Here is a 21,414-nt window from a genome sequence, read left to right as displayed (position 1 = left end):
CATGAAAAAAAGGACTCGCGTTAAGCCAAGTCCTTATGACCTTCCAATCTGCTACTCCCGCATCAAAAACGTCCGCGTCCGCTCCAGCTTTGGACTGCCGAAGATCTCCTCCGGGGTGCCGGATTCGGCAATGTCCCCGTTGTCCATGAAGAAGACGCGGTCCGCGACATCGCGGGCGAAGCTCATTTCATGGGTGACGATCATCATCGTCATGTTCTCCTCAGCCAGCTGGCGGATGACGCGCAGCACCTCGCCGGTCAATTCAGGATCGAGCGCCGAGGTAGGCTCATCGAACAGAAGAATATCCGGGCTGAGCATCATCGCTCTGGCGATGGCGACCCGCTGCTTTTGCCCGCCTGACAGCGTGGAGGGGTAGACGTCTGCTTTGTCAGCCAGACCTACCTTGGCGAGCAGCTCCCGGCTCTTGGCCGTGATCTGCTGGACACTTTCCCGCTTCAGTGTGCGCGGGGCAAGCTCCAGGTTGTCCCGCACACTGAGATGCGGAAACAGATTGAAATGCTGGAACACCATCCCCATGCTTGAGGTGATGTCTCTAATCGCCGCCGTACTGGCGTAGCGTCCGTTCTCAACGAGCGCTTTCCCGCAGATCGAGATGCTGCCGCCGGTGACTTCCTCCAGATGTACGAGGCTGCGCAGCATGGTGCTTTTGCCGGAGCCCGAGGGTCCGATCACCGCAACAACCTCGCCGGGCTTCACATCAAAGCTTATCTGATTCAGCACACTGAGACTGCCGAAGTCCTTCTTCAATTGCCGTACTTCAATCATGTTACTCATAGCGATACAGCCCTTCTACTCAAATTTGAAACGTTTCTCCAGCAGCTTGAAGAACAAGGTCAGCACCAGGGTCATCAGCAGATAAATAACGCCCGCTACGACAAAAGGCGTGACGGTGAAATCACGATTCACCGCCGTCTTGGCGAAATTCAGCAGCTCCGGCACCGCCACGGCATACAGCAGAGCGGTATCCTTGACCAGTGTAATGGACTCATTGGCAACCGCAGGCAGCGCCACGCGGAACATCTGAGCGAGAATAACCTTGCGCAGCGTCTGCCACCGGCTTAAGCCCAGAACCTTGGCCGCCTCATGCTGGCCTTTATCGATCGAGAGCAGCCCGCCCCGGAAAATCTCGGCGAAATAAGCGCCGTAATTCAGGATAAAGCCCAGGCTGGCCGCTACAAAACGGTCCATGACCAGATATTGCCCGATCACGGGAATCTGCGGCAGCCCGAAACAGAAGAAGAACAATTGCAGTAAGAGCGGCGTTCCGCGCATGACGTAGATATAAGTGTGTGCGATCCAAGCCAGCGGCTTGAGTGTGCTTTTGGCCATCAGCGTGACCACCATCCCGAGCGGAATGGACAGCACGATCACGATCAGGAACAGCAGCACCGTAGTCCGGGCGCCTTCCAGCATCGGTCCGGAAATTCTAATAATATAATCAATATCCATGGCTTAACCGGCTCCTAGTTCAATACTTTATTCTCTCCGAACCACTTGGTTGAGATCTCGGCGGCTGTTCCGTCACTGCTCAGTTCATCCAGCGCCTTCTGCAGCTCATCGAGCAGTGCTTCATTGCCTTTCTTAATTCCGATGCCATATTGCTCAGGGGCCAGCGATTCTTCCATCAGCTTGTACGTATCCGGTTCCTTAGCTATGTAATATCTGGCAACAACCTCATCGATGACTACCCCGTCCAGACGGCCCGACTTCAGGTCGGTCAGTGCCAGTACATTATCGGTGAATTCAGACACGCCGCCAAGCTCGGCCTTGATCGGATTCGCATCCAGGGCATCGGCGGCAGAGGAGAGGCTCTGCAGTCCGACCTCTTTGCCTGCCAGATCCTGAAGCTTCGTAAGCGCTGAGCCCGCCAGCACGACAACCACCTGGCTGTTCTCCAGATAAGGCTTCGTGAATAACACCTTGTCCTTGCGCTCGTCCGTGATCGTGTATCCGTTCCAGATCATATCGATCCGTCCGCTGTTCAGCTCAGACTCCTTGGCGGACCAGTCAATCGGCTGGAAGGTAACCTCCCGGCCCATCTTCGCGGCAGCCGCCTTCGCATAATCAATATCGAAGCCGACAATGTCATTGTTATCATCCCGGAAGCCCATCGGAGCGAACTTGTCGTCGATACCGATCACCAGCTTCCCGTCCTTACCGCCTGAACTGGAGCAGCCAGTGACCACTGCAAGTGCCATAATTACGAGTAGAACCCATATTCCCTGTCTCTTCATCTCTCTAATCCCCCTAGTAGATTGCCTGCCGCATCCGTTGCTTTAGTTCGTTAATACGTTATCAGTGTATCATAATAACATATCATGTGAGTTCATGTCGATAGAGTTGAGAGAGGCAGATGTGTCCAAAATAAATCTAACTTCTCCTTCCCGGAACTGATCGTGTTCATGTGTGCTTGGCTATCCGTTTGAACGGCCAACCGCCTCCATCCCGGCAGTGCCGGAATGAAGGCGGTTTCAGATAACAGCTATATGCGGTAAGGCTCAGACTGCCGTATTTACACCAGCTTCTCTACCTGTTGCTTCAGTATTGCGTGTTGCCTGATTGGCTGGTCTTGCCTGAGGCAAAGCCTTTGAACAGGGTGGGGACACTGCGGTAGCGGGTGTTGGTAATTTTGGCAGAGCTGCTGCTGCTGTCTGTGCGGAAGATGGAATCCTTGACGTTCGAGATGTCAGAGTTATCCAGAGTGAAGTTCACCGTGTACGAGGTTCCGCCATTCTGGCGGGCCAGCTTGCCGATGTCATTCGCTTTGAAATTCTTGATGTTGATCGTGCCCGCAGCGTTCGCCTGGAACACTTTATCGTAGGCTTTGTACGCACCCCCGCCTGTAATATTGACGGTGCCGGAGGCCTTCAGGGTCAGGGCATCCTCGCCGACATCCTGCCAGGTCACATTGGAGATGGTAGCATTCCCGTAACAGTGAACCCCGTCTGCGCCGGGAGCGCCGATAATTACATTTTTGAGTGTAGCATTCTTTTCCAGCCGGAAGATGGGCTTCTGGTTCTCTGCCTGACTGCCGTCTCCTAGCGTGCTCGGATTGGCGACAAACGTCTGGCCGCTGCCGTCATACGTCTGCCCGGCCGGTACGACAATCGTCGAATTCACCACAATCGGCGTTGCGGCAGATACCTCGGGGGGACTGGCAACATAGAACGAAGACAACAGTGCAACCGACAGGAGCAAGCCAACTACCTTTTTCAAAAACATTCCGCCCTTCAGCTGTAGAATTAGGTCCGGCGCACCGGTTCCTTGTGGCATACCAGCCAGATGTGCACCTCTGACGGCACCCGATATCTAGCCTATTCAGAACACGTGTGCATAGAACAAAATCCTTTTAATGAGAATGATTTACATATTTCAGACACAATTAGGCAAGGGTTGCAAGCTGAGAGATAAAGGATAACAATAGTAGAATAATAGAGCCGTAGAAACGGGGGAATTGAGAATGACTGAGGAAGAGCTTGACGCAATGTGGGAGAAGCAGATGCAAGAGGAGAAAGAAGAGAAGGTGAAGAAGTACAGCATTCTGAACACCTTGGCGCTACAAGGGCAGACTGTACTGGCGGGCTCCTCGCTGATGGAGTTTTTTCCGGTGAATGAATTGCAGCAGACGCTGGAGAAGCGGACCATCATCTATAACCGCGGGATTGCGGGCTATGTGACCAGGGAATTGCTCGATTCGCTGGAGGTATGTGTGCTGGCGCTTGCGCCTTCGCGGCTGTTCATTAATATCGGCACGAACGATATCAGTTCAGCGGACGGGGAGTATGAGCTAGGGAAGCTGCTTGCGAATTACAATGAAATTCTGGCCCGGATCGGGGCCAGGCTGCCGGAGTGCAAGGTATACGTCATGGCCTACTACCCGGTCAACGCCAAGGCCGACTTTCCCGGCATGGATGAGGAGCTGCGGGCGAGCTACTTCCGGACGAGAACCAATGCGGCACTGCTGGAAGCGAACCGGGCTGTGGAGGAACTGGCGGTCAGGCACGGCTATGAGTTCATCAATGTGAATGAGGGACTGATGGACACCGAAGGAAATCTGAAGGAAGAGTACACGATGGATGGCGTTCATATGTATGCTAACGGGTATGCGGTGGTGCTGAATAATCTTAAGGGGTATTTGTAAAAGGCAGGCACAGAGACGTAAAAATAGCGCTGTCAGGTTGAAGTGCCATGCCTGTTTTGTCTACTTCTTTTTTTATGTCTTCATCGGTCATTGTTATTTTTAATATTTGCCTTTATTAAGGTTTTCTTTGTCTGTTGGGGATCGATAATAATCGATTTTTTATCTAAAGAAGTTTCATTCAGATCAACCCCTACATCAATAACCTTAATATCTCTCTGATCAACTACTTTGCCGGAACCATAGGAAGTTTGATAATGAGTAGTTTTTACAAATGAAAAATAGAGTCCCTTGTATAGTTACTGATGCTCCAATTTCAGAGCCATCGCTGCCATCAGGTGTTCCGCATTGGCAGGTATTACTCCAATTGTTAATGCCAATAGTGCAGTGGAGAGTAAAGCAGCTATTCTTTTCATTGTATAGAATAGTACCTTGGCCAATGCATAGTCTATACCTTACATTAAATCCCTTAATAGCCCCGTCCCTCAAATCAACTCCCGCCGCCGCTTCAAATACACATACAGCACGATGCCCGACAGGGAGCAGACGGCGGCGCATAAGCCGATGAATCCGTACCCTGCCTGGAGTCCGCGGAGCAGGCCAAGCTCGGTAGTGGAGCCGTAGAATGCTTTGACGGCTTCAATCACCCAGCCGATAATGTAGTTGCCGATGACGCTGCCGAGACCCATCAGAGTCACGACGAAGGTAATTGCGGTGTCGCTCCCGTTCGGGTACCTGCGGGCAATGAAGGCCATAACGGTAGGATAGATAATAGCAATTCCGGCCCCGGAGAGGGCGAACAGAAAGGCGAGACGCTCCCCGCCGGCCAGGGCGGCGAAGGTGCAGACCGCTGAGAAGCAGGAGAAGATAATCAGCGAGAGCACGAAGCCGATCCGGTCTGTCAAAGCGCCGAGCAAGAGCCGGCCTAGAGAGAACACCAGGAAGAAAGCAGAGAGCAGGCCGGAAGCCCGGACGGTGTCCCAGGCATAGGCTTTTTCCAGAAAGTTAACCAGCCAGCCGCCCACTGCCAGCTCCGAGACCACGCCGAAGGACAGGATCATCACCATCATCCAGAGCGCGGGATCACGCGTCAGCGTGCGGAAGGAGGTGCGGTCCTCCTGCGGCAGATCATCCCCGGGATACGTGCTGCGCAGCGCCGAGAGTATCGGCAGCAGACAGAGCGACAGCATGACCAGATACATCCCCCGCCAGTCCAGCAGATGTCCGAACACGCTCAGCGACATCACTCCGGTTGCGAGCAGCGGCGCCACAGTTGAGCTTAATCCATAGAAGAAGTGGGATAGGTTCATCATCATCCCCGTGTTTTTGACGAAAATACGTGCCCCCAGAATCGCCAGTCCGATCTCCAGCATCCCGTTCCCGATATACATCAGGAAGTAGGAGGAAGCAAACAGCGGATAGCTGTGCGACAGGTAGATCAGCACCCCCGAGAGGACCATGGAAGCGAATGAAATGATAGTGACGGCCTTGATGCCCCATTTGCGGACAAGCACAGCGGTGAAGGAGCAGGCGATCAGATATCCCAGCGCATTCAGTGAGAGCAGGGTGCCGAGCTGGCCTTCGTCCAGATTGAACGACAGCTGAATCCGCGGAATGGCGGGCCCTTTAATATTCTCCGAGATGCCAAAGACGACAAAGCCCAGAAAGATTGTTACGAGCTGCATGATATAGACGGTGTTACGTTTACTGCGTGGTGCGCTGGCGGAATTGCCGGATTGAGCTTTCACAGTAAATAGCCTCCTGGACGATACAAAATAGTTGTGCCTTACTTACGTTCAACCAGGCGGAAGCGGTAATTCAGGCTTTCCGTGGTTGTGGTAATTAGTCCGCTCATGTATTCCTGCCGGGTGTCCCGCTGAATCATAAGCTCAGGCATATGCTCAGGCGGAATAATGTCCAGGCATCCGCTGCGCAGATCCTCCAGCATCTCCGGCGAGATATTATCACCCGTGATAACGATGGTGGCCGGGTTGATGATGCTGATGATCGATACCAGTGCGTGCACAGCCAGCTTGCGGGGATCCCCCATTCCTTGGAGTAGCCGGAGCTGTTCTTCTCTGGGTATGCCGTAAGGCAGATAAGACACCTCACCGCTAAAAAAGCTGTTGCCGTTCAGCAAACGTCCGTTCACCATGAAGCCGGCCCCCGGATAATGATTCTTGGGGAAGGTCAGCACGGCAAAATGACTCTCTTCATCCAGCAGCAGCTTCTGGTACAAGCCATACACCGTCAGATTCATATCATTCTCAATAATGATCTCAACCTCTTCATATCGTTCCCTCAGGAAAAGTCCGAGCGGCTGCTCTGCAAGCGCAGGGACATCGCAGATGCCTATGCGGTCATGCTGCACTACCCCAGGAATGCCTATGCCGATCGCCTGCACATTCGGATGGTCCGCAATCATCTCATCCAGCCAGTCTCTAAGGGTATCTGGAGTAATCTCTTCACATTCCTTGACAGCTTCCTCTTTGATTTCACCGTTCAGATTGGCAAGCGCACAGGTAATGGATTGACGGCCGCCCTCCGAACGCACAATCATACAGATAATAGAAGAGTAATCTGCGTTGTACTGATATTTTCTCGCCGGTCTGCCGCCACTGGATTCTTCCCAGCCCAGCTCCAGAATTTCACCGGTCTGAACCAGTTCATTCAGAATGGTGCCGCAGGTAGCCACGCTCAGCCGCGTCTGCCCAGCGACAGAGGCTTTGGTGCCGGTACCGGAGGTGCGCAGCGCATTTTTCACCAGCTCTACGTTTATTTTCTTGACCAGTTGTGTATTATGAGACGGTTGTGTCATAGCGGATTTCCCCTCCCGGATGATTCTACCGATGTTATTAAAAGAGTTATAATAAGTGTATTGTAGTCAGTTTCCGGTGAAAGGGCAAGATATAATTGGTGGAGCAGATTGCTGCGTTGTTTCATAACAAAAAAGCCTAATCCGCATGGAGTAAGGCTTCTTACCGAGTATTACCAATAATATAACCTGAAGCCCCTATGCGACTGTACCAGGAGGGCCGCTGATTCCAGGCCTCCTTGAAGTGGGGTTCTTCCATCATATTCCTGGAAAATCCGCGCTGAGACGGTAACAACCTAGGCGTATCCAATATTTCGCCAATCCTCTGTACAAGAGGCAGCACAGTGCTAACGCAGCTCACTCGGTGTCCGCAGCTTGACCTGCTTGAACACCCGGTTGAAGGTGCGGATATTGGTGAAGCCGCATTCCAGGGCGATATCCAGAATGCTTTTATCGGTGCCCAGCAGCAGTCGTTCAGCCTGGTTGATACGGATGCTGTTCAGGTAGGCGATGTAGCTCATACCTGAGATGCTTTTGAAGAAGCGGGAGAAGTAGAACAGACTCATATTGGCATGCCGGGCGGCATCGGCCAGAGTGATAGGGTGCATATAATGGACATCCAGGTACTCCAGCACCTCCTGCATAATCTTCATATTCGTAATGCGCCGCTTATCCTTATGCGGATTCACGACATCCAGCGGCATCTGCCGCAGAATCAGCGCACACAGCTCGTGCAGCAGGCCGGTCACCAGCTGTTCATGATGCGGGGGCTTCTCCAGATGCTCCTCCAGCAGCTCCTGCATAATTGCAGGCAGGCGGGGGTTAATCTGTTCTGAAGCAGACTGGCTCTGGTCCAGAAAAGGAGACATCAGCCGCTTATTCAGGGGCCAGCCTGCCGGATATCCGATCAGTGAAGGATTGAAAATAATCATCAGCAGCTTGGACTCGCTGTTCCTGCTGTCATAATAATGGATATCTCCGCTGCTGCATACGGCCAGATCCCCGGCGGTCAACACCCGTGTCTCGGAGTTGATCCCCATCCTTATCGACCCCTCCAGACAATAGACAATCTCCAGATCATTGTGCCAGTGGGCCAGGAAATTAATATTCCGGCTCACAAAGGCCGTGAAGGGAAACGCGTAGCCGTACGTACGGTTCTCATGAAACGCTCTCATGGTTACTCCTGTTCTCGTCCTCCCGGCAGTTCGTCAGGAAGCGGTTTCAGTGATTAGATGCTTATCGCATCCTGCAGTCTTAAATTTAGCAAAAATTGACCATTCTCACAAGCAAAATGACGAGCAGAAACGCCAGCAATGGATTACAATTTCTTCAGGAAGACCTGATATTAATCGATCTATAACCCGAACTTGGATAAATAGGACAAAAAGGAGAGCTTGATATGGCAAAGAAGGCATTGATTGTAAAAGGTGGATGGGACGGGCATGAACCGAATGAGGTAGCGGCGATTTTTGCAGATATCCTTACGAATGAAGGCTTCAAGGTTGAAGTCTCGGATACGCTGGACAGCTTTAATGACGCGGAGGCGCTGAAGGCGCTGAACCTGATTGTACCGGTCTGGACCATGGGTGAAATCAAGGGTGAGCAGTGCTCGGCGGTTCTGGCGGCTGTGGCTTCCGGCGTAGGGATCGCGGGCTGTCACGGCGGGATGTGCGACTCCTTCCGTAACAATACGGAATGGCAATTTTTGACCGGATCGCAATGGGTGGCGCATCCCTTCAATGACGGGGTGGATTATGAAGTGAACATCGTGAAATCCGGCTCCAGCCCGATTGTGGAAGGCATGCAGGACTTCATGGTGAAGTCAGAGCAGTATTATCTGCATGTCGATCCGGCGGTGAATGTACTGGCTACCACCACTTTTGTCATGAGTGAAGGGGAGCATTCGGCTAATGGCGTCATCACGATGCCGGTGGTCTATACGAAGAAATGGGGCCAAGGCAAGGTATTCTATAATGCGCTTGGACATCATGCGGATGTGTTCGATATCCCGGAGGCCAAGGAACTGATGCGCCGGGGCTTCTTGTGGGCAGCCAAATAAACGAAGGACAAGGTGGGAAACAGCGTGCGTAAAGTAAAAATCGGGATTGTCGGCTGCGGGAATATCAGCGGCATTTATTTTGAGAATTTGACGGGAACCTTCAAGAATACTGAGGTCTACGCTTGCTCGGATCTGAATCTGGAGCGGGCGCAGCAGGCTGCAGAGCAGTACGGGGTTCCGAATGTATGGACGACAGCGGAGCTGCTGACTTCGGAGGAGATTGAGATTGTCGTGAATCTGACGACGCCGAATTACCACTTCGAGGTGTGTAAGCAGGCGCTGCTGTCAGGCAAGCATGTATATGTAGAGAAGCCGCTGTCGCTGTCGCTTGAGCATGGGACTGAGCTGGTGGAGCTGGCTAAGGAAAAAGGATTGTTCATCGGCTGTGCGCCGGACACCTTCCTCGGAGCGGGCCTGCAGACCTGCGCGAAGCTGATCGCGGACGGGTATATCGGAGAGCCGGTAGCGGCGACAGCCTTCATGCTCTGCCACGGGCATGAGAGCTGGCACCCGGACCCTGAGTTCTATTACCAGGCCGGCGGCGGCCCGATGTTCGATATGGGACCGTATTATCTGACGGCTCTGGTATCCTTGCTGGGCCCGGCGGCTACGGTATGCGGCATGACCAAGACCTCGTTCCCTACCCGGACCATCACCAGTGAGAAGAAGTTCGGCAAAGTGGTGGAGGTCGAGGTGCCTACACATGTGGCCGGAACGATCCAGTTCGCCAGCGGTGCTGTTGCAACGATGATTACCAGCTTCGATGTCTGGCACAGCACACTGCCGCGCATTGAGATCTACGGCTCGCTGGGCACCCTGATTGTGCCCGATCCGAACACCTTCGGCGGCCCGATCCTCCTGCGTCCTGCGCACAGCGCAGAATTCAAGGAGATTCCAGTGGTGCACAGCTATGAGGGCAACAGCCGGGGAATTGGCGTGGCAGACATGGCCCGCTGCACCCAGACCGGAGAGACCCCGCGCGCTAACGGCGAGCTGGCCAATCATGTACTGGAGATCATGCACGCCTTCCACACCAGCTCCGATTCGAAGCGTTATGCCGAGCTGACCACCACCTGCGAGCAGCCGAAGCCGCTGGCTCCGGGACTGATTAAGGGATACTTGGAGTAGCGGAAACATTTCAACAGGCAGCGTTCTGTCCCCGGTTGCGGGGAGGGGCGCTGTTTTTTTGTGAGGTTCCACTTTGTTTGAACTTGTATATACAAGTGTAATGTATGTCAACAAGTTCTTCATGGAGGTGCTTCAATTGAATCAAGAGAGTAAGGCCCGGCCAGCGGAATGGTGGCGGCGGTCCACCGTGTATCAGGTATATCCGAAGAGCTTCAAGGATACGACGGGGAATGGAACCGGCGATATCAGAGGTCTGACGGAGAAGCTGGATTATTTGCAGGAGCTGGGGATTGATATTGTCTGGCTCCAGCCGGTCTATGTCTCGCCCGGACATGATAACGGTTACGACGTGGCGGATTATGAGCGGATCAACCCGGAATTCGGTACGATGGAGGATTTCGACGAGCTGGTAGCGGAGCTGCACGGGCGCGGAATGAAGCTGATGACAGATATCGTAGTCAACCATACCTCGACAGAGCATGAGTGGTTCAAGCAGGCGATCTCCAGCCGGGACAATCCGTACCGTGATTATTATATCTGGAAGGACCCGGCGCCAGGCGGGGGAGTACCGAACAATTGGCAGTCGAAGTTCGGAGGTCCGGCCTGGCAGTTCGATGAGGCGTCAGGCCAATATTATCTTACTCTGTTTGACAAGACACAGGCGGATCTGAATTGGGAGAATGAACAGGTCCGCGGCGCGGTGAACCAGATGATGCTGTTCTGGGCCCGTAAGGGAGTGGATGGATTTCGGATGGATGTCATCAATCTGATCTCCAAGGACCAGCGCTTCCCGGATGATGACGGGAGTGTGCCGCCGGGCGACGGGCGGAAGTACTACACAGACGGTCCACGGGTCCACGAATACATCCGGGCGATGTACGATGAGGTGTTTGGCCCGCATGAGCTGATCACGGTCGGTGAGATGTCCTCTACCACACTTGAGCAGTGCATCCGTTATTCTAGTCCCGAGCGGCGGGAATTCTCAATGACCTTCAACTTCCATCATCTGAAGGTGGATTATCCGAACGGCCGGAAGTGGGAGCTCATGCCTTACGATTTCGAAGCGCTTAAGCGGCTGTTCAGCGAGTGGCAGACCGGGATGCAGGAGGGCGGGGGCTGGAACGCTTTATTTTTCAATAATCACGATCAGCCTCGCGCGCTCTCCCGGTTCACAGACGACACGGCGTACCGCGAGGAGAGCGCCAAGCTGCTGGCGACTACACTGCACGGATTACAGGGCACACCCTATGTCTATCAGGGAGAAGAGATCGGGATGCCGAATCCCAAATGGCGGGGGATTGAAGAATTCCGCGATATCGAGTCGCTCAATATGTACCGGATTCTGTGTGAGCAGGGAGCAAGCTCGGGGGAGGCGCTCGCGATCCTGCAGGAACGTTCAAGGGACAACTCCCGGACGCCGATGCAGTGGGATGACAGCGCGAATTCAGGCTTCACCACCGGAACGCCTTGGCTAAAAGTGGATGAGCGGTACCCGGACATCAATGTGCGTCAGGCGCTGGAACAGCCGGATTCGATCTTCCATCACTACCGCAAGCTGATCGCTCTGCGCAAATCGCACGCTATTTTCGTGGACGGATTATACCGCAGGCTGGACGAAGGACATCCCGAGGTGTTCGCTTATGCACGGACGGGGGATAATGAGGCGCTTGTCGTGGTCTCGAACTTCAGCAGCAAAGAGATGATGTTCCGGCTTCCGGATGATCACTGGGCGAACTTAAGCGCTAAGGGGAAGGGTAAGCTCCTGCTTGGCAATACCGGAGAGCATCCTGCACTTACGGAGGAGCTTCAGCTCCGTCCGTATGCTTCATATCTGTGGCTAATTAGCCGGGACTAGAAGAGACCGGAATTGCGGGAGTGTACGTTGAAATCGGAAAGGCTACTAGGCATTCATCAACTATGCGAGGAGTGACAATATGGCTATAGACCGCAAAAATGTTGAAGACATCGTCCGGGCGGTGGGAGGCAAGGAGAATATTGAGGTGGCTACGCATTGTGTAACGCGCCTGAGATTCTCGCTCTATGACGAGAGTAAGGTGGACGCGGCGGCGCTGGACCGCAATGACCTGGTGAAGGGTCAATTCTCTTCCCAGGGGCAGTTCCAGATTGTCATCGGACCGGGAACGGTAGATAAAGTCTATGATGAGATGATTCAGCTGACCGGCGGTGCCCGTTCCTCCAAGGATCAGGTGAAATCAGCCGCAGCCCGGAACCTGAATCCGCTTCAGCGGATCATTAAGACACTGGCGGATATCTTCATTCCCATTCTTCCGGCCATCGTTACTGCGGGTCTGCTTCTGGGGATCAATAACCTGCTGACCGGCCCGGGGATCTTCTTCAGCGATTCGCTGGTGGATGTCTATCCGCAGTGGAAGGACATTGCTGCTATCATTAATACGATTGCCAGTACGGCATTTACATTCTTGCCCGCACTGATCGGCTGGGCAGCCGTGACCCGCTTCGGGGGCAGCCCGCTGCTCGGGATTGTGCTGGGTCTGATTCTGGTGCATCCAGACTTATTAAGTGCTTACAGCTATGCTAACGCTTCTACGGAAGGTACAGTTCCAACCTGGAATCTGTTCGGCTGGCATCTGGAGCGGATCGGTTATCAGGGACAGGTGCTGCCGGTCCTGGTATCGGCCTATATCCTTGCCAGAATTGAGAAGTTCCTGGACAAGCGCGTCCATGATTCCGTCAAGCTGCTGGTGGTGGCACCGGTGACGCTGCTGATTACAGGCTTCCTGGCCTTCACAATTATCGGACCGGTTACGTTTGGCATTGCCAATGGCATCACCTCCGGCCTGGTGTATATCTTCGATCATTTTGCCATACTCGGCGGATTAATCTACGGCGGATTCTACTCGCTCCTGGTCATTACAGGCATGCATCACACCTTCCTGGCCGTTGACGTTCAACTGATCGGCAGCGAGAAAAGCACCTTCCTCTGGCCAATGCTGGCACTCTCCAATATTGCCCAGGGTGCGGCAGCACTGGCGATGATGTTCGTGGTCAGAGAGCAGAAGACCAAGGGTCTGGCTGCGACCTCCTCCGTCTCGGCCTTCCTCGGAGTTACCGAGCCGGCCATCTTCGGGGTGAATATCCGCTACCGCTATCCGTTCATCTTCGGGATGATCGGCTCCGCGATAGGCGGTGTGCTGCTCACTATGAATCAGATCCGGGCTACATCCATTGGGGTAGGGGGAATTCCCGGCTTCCTGTCGATCTTCCCTAACCAGTGGGGTGTGTTCTTCATCGGGATGGCGATCGTCCTGATTGTGCCTTTTGCCTCCACTGTACTGTATGGCCGGGCGATTGCGCAGCGTGCACTGAACAAATCGGAAGCAACAGCAGGCATAACAGCAGCCGATTCTTCCGTTACAGCCCCTGAGCTAAGCAGCCGCAGCTCCGTTCAAGGCTCGCAGGAGCAGGAACCGGTGAATATCCTGGAACTGGCGTCACCGCTTAACGGAACGGCGGTACCGCTTGCGCAGGTCCCTGATCCCGCTTTTGCTGAGCGGCAGATGGGGGATGGGATTGCCATTGAACCTTCCGAAGGCAAGGTATATGCTCCCTTCGATGCTACGGTAGCTCACGTGATTAAGAGCAAGCACGCGCTGATTCTGGAGCATGCCAGCGGAGTCCAGGTGCTGATCCATGTCGGAATTAACACTGTGTCGCTCAAAGGCGAAGGGTTCACGACAACTAAGCAGATCGGCGATAAGGTGCGTGCTGGCGAGCTTCTGCTGGAATTCGATATGGAGGCCATCCGTGCCGCCGGGTATCCATTAATTACACCTATTATCATCCCTGCCGGGCAGGAGATGGTGGAGCGGATCGAGGAGCAGAGCGGACCGTCCACGGCGAAGCAGACCCGTATTCTAACCGTTCATCTTAAGGGTTGACCCGTGCGGATCAGACATGCAATATAAGGAATGGAGGACAGCCCTGCGGGGCTGTTTTTCTACAATTTAGGGCGGCGGTGATGATCGATGAGAGAGAATATATTTTTGCAGATCTATACGGAATACAGCAGCCGTATCCAGGCTGGCCAGCTCGCGCCTGGAACCAAGCTGCCCTCTGAGAGTGAGCTGGCGGATGCTTATAAGACATCGCGGGAGACGGTGCGCAAGGCGCTGAATCTTTTGTTCCGCGACGGCTATATCAACAAAATCAAAGGCAGGGGCTCGTTCGTGCTGGACCTGACGCGGATGGATTTTCCCGTAACCGGACTAATCTCATTCCAGGAGCTGACCGGGACACTTGGGGTTCCCTCGCGGACACTGGTAGAAGAGACGGTCCTGGAGCCGGCAGGCTCCCTGCTGGCCCGGCAACTGCATATCACTGAAGAGATGCCGGTATGGAAGGTCATCCGCGCCAGAGAGATTGAAGCCGAGCGGATTATTCTGGATAAGGACTATTTCCGGTCAGATATCGTTCCCTTCCTCAGTAAGGAGATCGCAGCAGGCTCTATTTATGAATATCTGGAGGCTGAGCTGGGTCTGAAGATCAGTTATGCCAAAAAGCTGATCTCCGTTGAGCCCGCGACTGAGGAGGATCAGCACCTGCTGGACCTGAAGCAATATCAGCACATTGTTGTGGTGCGGAACTATGTGTATCTGGAGAATACCGTGCTGTTCCAATACACCGAATCCCGGCACCGGCTGGACAAGTTTCAGTTTGTGGATTTTGCCAGAAGGGTTAGGCGGTGAACAGTCAGGATCGGGCTGCCAGAAGAGCATTCCTGACCTAGCTGAATATGAAGCACCATAAAGCAGGGCGTTCACGTATAATCGTGCGCTCTGCTTCTTTTTTTGGCTTTTTGCCTGTGTTATCGACATTTTTCGTTCATTTGTGAGAATTTTGTGAGAATGATTTGCTTTTATTAGGGATAGGCTTGCATTTCTATGATGAAGAATGGAGTGAGACAATGAAGCGTAACAAGCTGCTTGCACTGCTAATGGTGCCCACAATGCTCCTGTCTATGTTTCCTGCACCCCTTGCTGTACATGCAGATTCAGCAGATTGGGGAGCACGGGCTGCCTATGGCGGAGAAGGTGGGACAGAGCTTTTCCTGGGAGGCAAATTCATTGAACTCGGGATAAGCAACTGGGGAAATTTCGGTACGAAGGGCGATAAGCCCGCTAACTTCCGTGGTACGAATTCAAGAACGAATCTGGGAATGAGTGCCGATCATGACGGTTATGGCACAGGCAAGAATCTGCCGGTCGATTATTATTTGCCGGGCAGACCGGAAGAACGTTTCGCGGTAGGCTACCAGATCGGCGGAAATACATATGCCAAGTCTAATTCGGCGTTGATGAATGTCATGGATATGCCGACCACCGTTGTAAATACCTCGCAGACCGATAAAGGCATTCTAAGTGCGGCTACGGTATCTACTTGGGCGGGCACGATGGAGATTAAGCAGATCATCAGCTTTGGGGAGAACCAGAAATTCTACCGCAATGATGTGACTATTACCAATCTTACCGATAAGAATTGGGACGGGGCGCGGTATATGAGATCGATGGACCCGGACAATACGGTGGATCAAGGAGGAGAATATGTCACTTCTAATATCGTGACCCACACCTTCGAAGAAGACCGCGTTGCAGTCGTGAAGGCAAGTACCTTTAGTGATAATGATCCGCTGTACAAGGCCTTTGGTTCTAGAGCCCCAATCTTCTTCTATTCCAGCGATCCACGGGCTAAGGCTTCCGTCTTCGGGTTCAGCAACAATAACCCCTATGCTCTGGAGGCTTACAACAGTCCGAAAGCGAAGAACGTGGAAGTCAAGGATGATGCGGGGATTACCATGACCTGGGATTCCGGTAAGCTGGCTCCGCATGCAAGCAAGACATTCACCTATTACACGAGTCTCGATGAGCGGGATTTCAGTGAAGTCATCTCAGACATTGAGCTGGATGAAGGCGCCAGCACCGAGCTGGTGGAAGCCAAGGCGAATAATGGGACAGTTGCCGGCAACCAGAAGGTGAATATAGTCGGTGCGACTCTTGCTAAGCCAATTGATCCAAGTCATATCCGCATCAATAATCTGCCGGAAGGACTTGGGTTCGCCGTAACCCGGCTGAGTGATACGGAGCTTAACTTCACGCTGACTGGTGCAGCCGTTGATCATGCTAAGGATGCGACCACGAAGAACCTGTCCGTTACCGTCGATAAAGAGAATCTGCTGGGGATCTCCTCCGGTCTGACGACCAAGACCTTCAGTGTAACGTTCAGAGACCCTGCCACGCTTAGTGTGAACAAAGGGATTGTATCCGAAGCCGTCTACGGCACAGGTGAGATCACCGAGACGCTTGGCGTAACGCTGACTGGCGGCAAGTTCGCCGAAACGGTTGGTGCAGAGGATGTGTTGATTCATGGTCTTCCAGCCGGTCTTGGCACGGAAGTGACCCGAGTTTCCGATACGGAGCTGGAGCTCAAATTCACCGGTGTAGCTACCGTGACCAGCGATGTCTATGGAGCTTATGTGAGCGTGGCTTCCGGGAAGCTTGAGGGAAGTCCGGCGGACTTAAGCACGAACACCTTCAAGTTCGACTTCATGGACAAAGAACCTTATCTCGTAGTCCGGACACCAGTGCTCTACGAATCTGAGGGGAACGACGGCACGATCGGGGATTCCCTTATCCTTGAGCTGAAAAACGGTTCCTTCGATGAATCGGTTATGGATGCCATTGATGCGGCGAATTGGCCGCCGGGCCTTATGCCGGGTAAGATTACCGTGGACAGCCCCACCCAGATTACTGTAGCGATTGCCGGACAGGCAGCCAGCCATAAATCTGCGGACAGCGTGGACCGGGCAGCGGTTACGGTAGCAGGCATTCCTTCAGGAACCTTCGCTATTCTGTTCCGCTCTCCGCCTGCAGTGATTACGGCGTCTCCTGATGTGATTCACGATGCAGGTGACGGCTCGGCGGCAGAGACGCTGACGGTAACCCTGCGCAACGGCGCATTTACAGAAGAGGTTGAAGGCGGCGTAAGCGTTAATAATATGCCTGAAGGCTTAAGCTTCAACGTGGTGCGGGTTAGCGGCACGGTACTGGAGATTCATTTTACCGGTCAGGCGGCTGGAAAATACGAGGCTTCTGCTTTTGCTTCAGTCACAGTTGATCCTTCTATTATTGTTGACGGGGTTAAGCCGATGACCTCCAATAACGTTGATCTGCAGTTACCGGGTGCTGGCGCACTGGTGAAACGCGATATGGAAGCATTAACCTGGGATTTGATCCGTAAGGACAATATCGTGCAGAGCTCTGTGCTCAGCGGATTAGATTTACCGCGAACCGGAGCGAGCGGCAGCACGATCACCTGGACATCGACCAATGGAACGGCTGTTGCTACTGACGGCACGGTGACAAGACCGCCGTTCAAAACAGGCGATCAGCCGGTTACATTGACAGCAGTGCTGAAGAATGGGGCATCCGAGCTAACGAAGACCTTCGAGCTGATTGTCAAAAAACAGAACGGAACCAATGAACAGTCGGTAGCAGAAGATACAGAACTGCTTATCTGGAATACGATCCGTGAGGAGAATATAAAGCAGGAATCCGTAACCTCTGCTGTGTATTTGCAGAAGAATGGCACAAATGGCAGTATAATTACCTGGACTTCCTCCGATGAAGGGGTTATCGGCACAGACGGTACCGTAACGGCACCATCCTATTCAAAGGGAGATCAGACGGTAACCCTGACAGCGGTCATCCGCAAGGGGGATAAGGTACAGACGAAAACCTTCGTGCTCACAGTTATCAAGCGTCCGATAACAGACGAAGAGGCTGTAAATGAGACCTTGGCTAAACTTAACTGGAACATGATTCGGGAAGATAACGAGAAGCAGGAGCAGGTCCTGACGAATCTGGACTTGATTACCGAGGACACGAGCGGCAGCACGATCACCTGGAGCTCCTCGGAGGAATCAGTTATTACTCCAGCCGGAGTTGTGAAGCGCCCTGCTTATACTGCTGGAGATCAGACGGTAACCCTGACAGCGGTCATCCGCAAGGGGGATAAGGTACAGAACAAAACCTTCGTGCTCACAGTTATCAAGCGTCCGATAACAGACGAAGAGGCTGTAAATGAGACCTTGGCTAAACTTAACTGGAACATGATTCGGAAAGATAACGAGAAGCAGGAGCAGGTCCTGACGAATCTGGACTTGATTACCGAAGACGCGAGCGGCAGCACGATCACCTGGAGCTCCTCGGAGGAATCAGTTATTACTCCGGATGGTAGCGTGAAGCGTCCCGCTCATGGTGATGGAGACCAGAAGGTTACTCTAACCGCTACAGTGACCAAAGGCGGTGTGTCCTATCAGAAAGAGTTCGTAGTGACCGTTAAAGCCCAGCAGGAGAGTATCAATGATCAGCTTGATGAAGCTATGAAACTGCTGAGAATCGGCTACAAAGGACAGGATACAGCCAAGAGCGTAACGCAGGACGTTGAGTTGATCTCGAAGGGCTACTATGACTCCGAGGTCGTATGGACAAGCCATCGCAGTGATATTGTCAGCAGCACCGGCGAGGTTCAGCGTCCGCTGAAGGATACGGTGGTAAGATTGACGGCTCGTGTTGCCAAGGAAGGCTTCTTCCGGGAGCAGGACTTCTACATTACGGTCAAAGGAACGGCCACAGTTGACCTTCCTCAGGATGAAGTCAATGTCAAGATCGGTTATGCTCCTGGAGATTCAGAGGAGTCAGTGACCCGCAATCTCTTCTTGCCGAAGACTGGTGACACCGGCTCAGTCCTGACCTGGACTTCGAGTAAACCGGAGGTTCTCACGAACACTGGCCGGATTAAGAGACCGGGACCCGATGAAGAGGATGTGACGGTAGAGCTTACCGTGCAGCTGGCAGACCCGGACCATCCGGGCGAGATTTTAATCAAGAAGTTTACTGTAGTGATCAAAAAACTCAGTGACCAGGAAGCAGCAGAGGAAGCTGCAAGAACTACGGGAATCCATCCCGCTGCAACCTTCGCTGAGGGAGATACCTGGGAGAGTGTCACTGAAGCCTTCGTATTGCTTCAGACCGGCAAATACGACACGAAGATTACCTGGACCTCAAGCCTGCCTTCGGTGATTGCTGTCCAGCAGGATGCGGACCAGGCCAAGGGCAATGTAACGCCTCCGGGCCAGGATACGAATGTCATTCTGACCGCAACCTTTACACGGAATGGCAAGAGTGCTGTGAAGCAATATCTGCTGATTGTGAAGGCGAAGGGTGTAGTTAAGGAAGGCGCCGTCCGTGAGGCAACGTCCAGACAAGCCGGACTGTCTACCCCTAATGATGGTAATCCGCTAGAGCAGGGCGTGACCATTCTTAGAACGAACCTGTCGAACGGAACGAAGATTGACACCATTGTGATTAATGAGAACGAAGTGTACAACCTTGTGGAAGGCGTGAATCCGGATGACCCGGATGCAGCCAACCGGAGTGTAACGATCACCCACGTGGACGATCCGGCTGCACATGCGGATGAGATTGCAGTTGAAATTCCATCCACCGCCGTTTCAATTCTGGCCGGGCGCAAAGCTTCACTGGACATTGTAACTGCGCTGGGCTTGATCCATCTGGATGCAGCCAGCCTGGCACAGCTCGATGCCACCACTACCGACCTGTATTTCCGGATTGTACCCGTGAAGAACGCGCAGGCGAAAGCGAATGTCCAGAGCAATGCCATTCTGAACGGTACGTCCAAGCTGTCACTGGCCAGTGACAAGACGCTTCAGAATCTGGGGGCGCCACGCGAGATTGAGACGAACTATAGCAAGATCAATACCATGGTTCAGCTGCCGTTATCTGAGTTCGCGGATCAGATTCCGCTGCAAAGCTCCGGGGTGCGTGATGCTTTCCTGAACAGCTTAAGAGTATATGTTGAGCATAGCGATGGAGAGATTGCAATCTACACTCCAGAAATTGTGTATCATTCCAGCGGTGAACCTGTAGCGCTGGCGATTCAGATTAACAAATTCAGTACGTTCCAGATTGTGCGGATTACGGACAAGGCTCCTGAGCCGGTAAAACCAGCCGAACCCGCATCAACAACAGCACCAGCACCAACCTCTGCCCCTTCCGTCAAAGGTGAGGCGGTGCCATCAAGCACTGTTGAACTGACTGCGGAGCAAGTGAAGGACTTACAGAATAAGGGTGGAGAGATCGTAGTGGAGTCTGGCCTGGGAACAGTTAGACTAGATGCCGCTGCTATCGATCTGACAGAGGTCAGTAAGCAGTTTGGCCTTGCGGATGTGAAGACAGAAAACATTATCTTCTATGCTGAGCTGAGAGCTTCTGCTCCGGGCAACCTGGAGGCCTTCAAGCTTGCAGCCGCGAAGCAGAAGGTGCAGCCTGGTAATACTCTGGTGAACTTCTCCATTAAAGCGAAGTATCAGGGACAGACAGTACAGGTAACCAGCCACGGCTGGGCGAAGTACGAGCTTCAAGTACCGGCAGAGATGAAGATTACCACTGGGGTACTATACCGGGATGGTAGAATCTATCATCAGCCAACCTATGTAACCATCCAAGACGGACGTTATTACGCTACGATTAACAGTCTGGAGAATGGCGATTTCGGTCTGATCTGGAATCCGCTCGAATTCCCGGATGTGGCGAAGCACTGGAGCAAGCCGGATGTGAATGACATGGGCTCAAGACTGGTGTCGAGCGGCACGAAGGAAGCGGTATTTGAACCGCAGCGGGCGATCACACGGGCTGAATTCACAGCTATGCTGGCGAGAGCGATCGGTATTGTTACCCATGGGGAGCAGCCAGTCACGTTCAGTGATGTCTCTACAGGCGGATGGTACGGGCTGGAGCTTCAGGTTGCGACCCAGAACGGCCTGATCTCCGGCTATCCGGACGGAACCTTCAGACCGGACAATAACATCTCCAGACAGGAAGCTATGGCGATTGTCAGCAGAGCCTTAAGTATCACTGAGCTGAAGTCTTCACGCAGCGAAGAGCAGACTCAGCAGCTGCTGAAGTCCTTCGCCGATTCTGCATCCGTAGCCAAATGGGCAATTGCTAATGTGAAGGAGAATCTCTCAGCGGGCATTATTCTGGGCAGAGACGAGCAGCGTCTTGCGCCGAACGAGAATATTACGCGGGCCGAGGCATCGGCAGCGATCCGCAGACTGCTGATCCAATCGGATCTGATTAATCCGTAAGTACAGCATCGCATAAGTACCATATAAGCAAGATCAGGGTCGTCCCT

14 protein-coding genes are annotated in these 21,414 nt (G+C 53.2%); 7 read left to right on the top strand and 7 right to left on the bottom strand.

From position 1 onward, the window contains the following. Nucleotides 1–51: 51 nt before the first annotated feature. The 4 genes from C162_RS26940 to C162_RS26925 form a co-directional block, all read right to left on the bottom strand. Nucleotides 52–795: an amino acid ABC transporter ATP-binding protein gene (locus C162_RS26940; RefSeq protein WP_036699577.1), complete on the bottom strand. Its 744-nt coding sequence runs from the start codon at nucleotides 793–795 to the stop codon at nucleotides 52–54. 15 nt (nucleotides 796–810) lie between these two features. Beyond that, entirely contained in the window at nucleotides 811–1,470 is a 660-nt protein-coding gene (locus tag C162_RS26935; RefSeq protein ID WP_036699575.1) for an amino acid ABC transporter permease, read from the bottom strand. 14 nt (nucleotides 1,471–1,484) lie between these two features. After that, on the bottom strand, nucleotides 1,485–2,255 hold the full coding sequence (locus C162_RS26930) for an amino acid ABC transporter substrate-binding protein (protein ID WP_036699573.1): 771 nt from the start codon (nucleotides 2,253–2,255) through the stop codon (nucleotides 1,485–1,487). Between the two features lie 304 nt (nucleotides 2,256–2,559). Further along, nucleotides 2,560–3,243 carry a pectate lyase gene (locus C162_RS26925; protein WP_036699681.1) on the bottom strand — a complete coding sequence of 228 codons (684 nt, stop codon included), beginning with the start codon at nucleotides 3,241–3,243 and terminating at the stop codon, nucleotides 2,560–2,562. Between the two features lie 238 nt (nucleotides 3,244–3,481). Here C162_RS26925 and C162_RS26920 point away from each other — a divergent pair, with 238 nt between their 5' ends. Next, nucleotides 3,482–4,162, top strand: a complete 681-nt coding sequence (locus tag C162_RS26920) for a GDSL-type esterase/lipase family protein (RefSeq protein ID WP_036699570.1) — start codon at nucleotides 3,482–3,484, stop codon at nucleotides 4,160–4,162. Between the two features lie 482 nt (nucleotides 4,163–4,644). Here C162_RS26920 and C162_RS26915 read toward each other — a convergent pair whose 3' ends face one another. From C162_RS26915 to C162_RS26905, 3 genes are all read right to left on the bottom strand, one after another. Then, entirely contained in the window at nucleotides 4,645–5,844 is a 1,200-nt protein-coding gene (locus C162_RS26915; RefSeq protein ID WP_051493971.1) for an MFS transporter, read from the bottom strand. A gap of 101 nt (nucleotides 5,845–5,945) precedes the next feature. After that, nucleotides 5,946–6,977, bottom strand: a complete 1,032-nt coding sequence (locus C162_RS26910; protein WP_084649059.1) for an ROK family protein — start codon at nucleotides 6,975–6,977, stop codon at nucleotides 5,946–5,948. Nucleotides 6,978–7,321: 344 nt separating this feature from the next. Next, nucleotides 7,322–8,149, bottom strand: a complete 828-nt coding sequence (locus C162_RS26905) for a helix-turn-helix transcriptional regulator (protein ID WP_036699565.1) — start codon at nucleotides 8,147–8,149, stop codon at nucleotides 7,322–7,324. 224 nt (nucleotides 8,150–8,373) lie between these two features. Between C162_RS26905 and C162_RS26900 the strand changes: the two genes are divergently transcribed. The 6 genes from C162_RS26900 (at nucleotide 8,374) to C162_RS34700 (ending at nucleotide 21,367) form a co-directional block, all read left to right on the top strand. Further along, entirely contained in the window at nucleotides 8,374–9,033 is a 660-nt protein-coding gene (locus C162_RS26900) for a ThuA domain-containing protein (RefSeq protein ID WP_036699564.1), read from the top strand. Nucleotides 9,034–9,057: 24 nt separating this feature from the next. Continuing rightward, the gene (locus C162_RS26895) at nucleotides 9,058–10,161 is read left to right on the top strand and encodes a Gfo/Idh/MocA family protein (RefSeq protein ID WP_036699562.1); all 1,104 of its coding nucleotides are present in this window, start codon (nucleotides 9,058–9,060) and stop codon (nucleotides 10,159–10,161) included. A 136-nt stretch (nucleotides 10,162–10,297) separates the two neighbouring features. Then, a complete protein-coding gene (treC, locus tag C162_RS26890; protein WP_235218543.1) occupies nucleotides 10,298–12,016 on the top strand; it encodes an alpha,alpha-phosphotrehalase in 1,719 nt (572 codons plus the stop codon). Between the two features lie 79 nt (nucleotides 12,017–12,095). Continuing rightward, entirely contained in the window at nucleotides 12,096–14,081 is a 1,986-nt protein-coding gene (gene treP, locus C162_RS26885; RefSeq protein ID WP_036699561.1) for a PTS system trehalose-specific EIIBC component, read from the top strand. 87 nt (nucleotides 14,082–14,168) lie between these two features. Next, nucleotides 14,169–14,888, top strand: coding sequence for a trehalose operon repressor (treR, locus tag C162_RS26880; protein WP_036699559.1), 720 nt, complete (start codon nucleotides 14,169–14,171; stop codon nucleotides 14,886–14,888). Nucleotides 14,889–15,106: 218 nt separating this feature from the next. Then, a complete protein-coding gene (locus C162_RS34700; RefSeq protein WP_051493964.1) occupies nucleotides 15,107–21,367 on the top strand; it encodes an S-layer homology domain-containing protein in 6,261 nt (2,086 codons plus the stop codon). The last annotated feature ends 47 nt before the right edge of the window (nucleotides 21,368–21,414 follow it).

It is taken from the genome of Paenibacillus sp. FSL R7-269 (genome assembly GCF_000517865.1).
Taxonomy (GTDB): domain Bacteria; phylum Bacillota; class Bacilli; order Paenibacillales; family Paenibacillaceae; genus Paenibacillus_AQ.
This window is presented reverse-complemented; position numbering and strand designations above follow the sequence as displayed.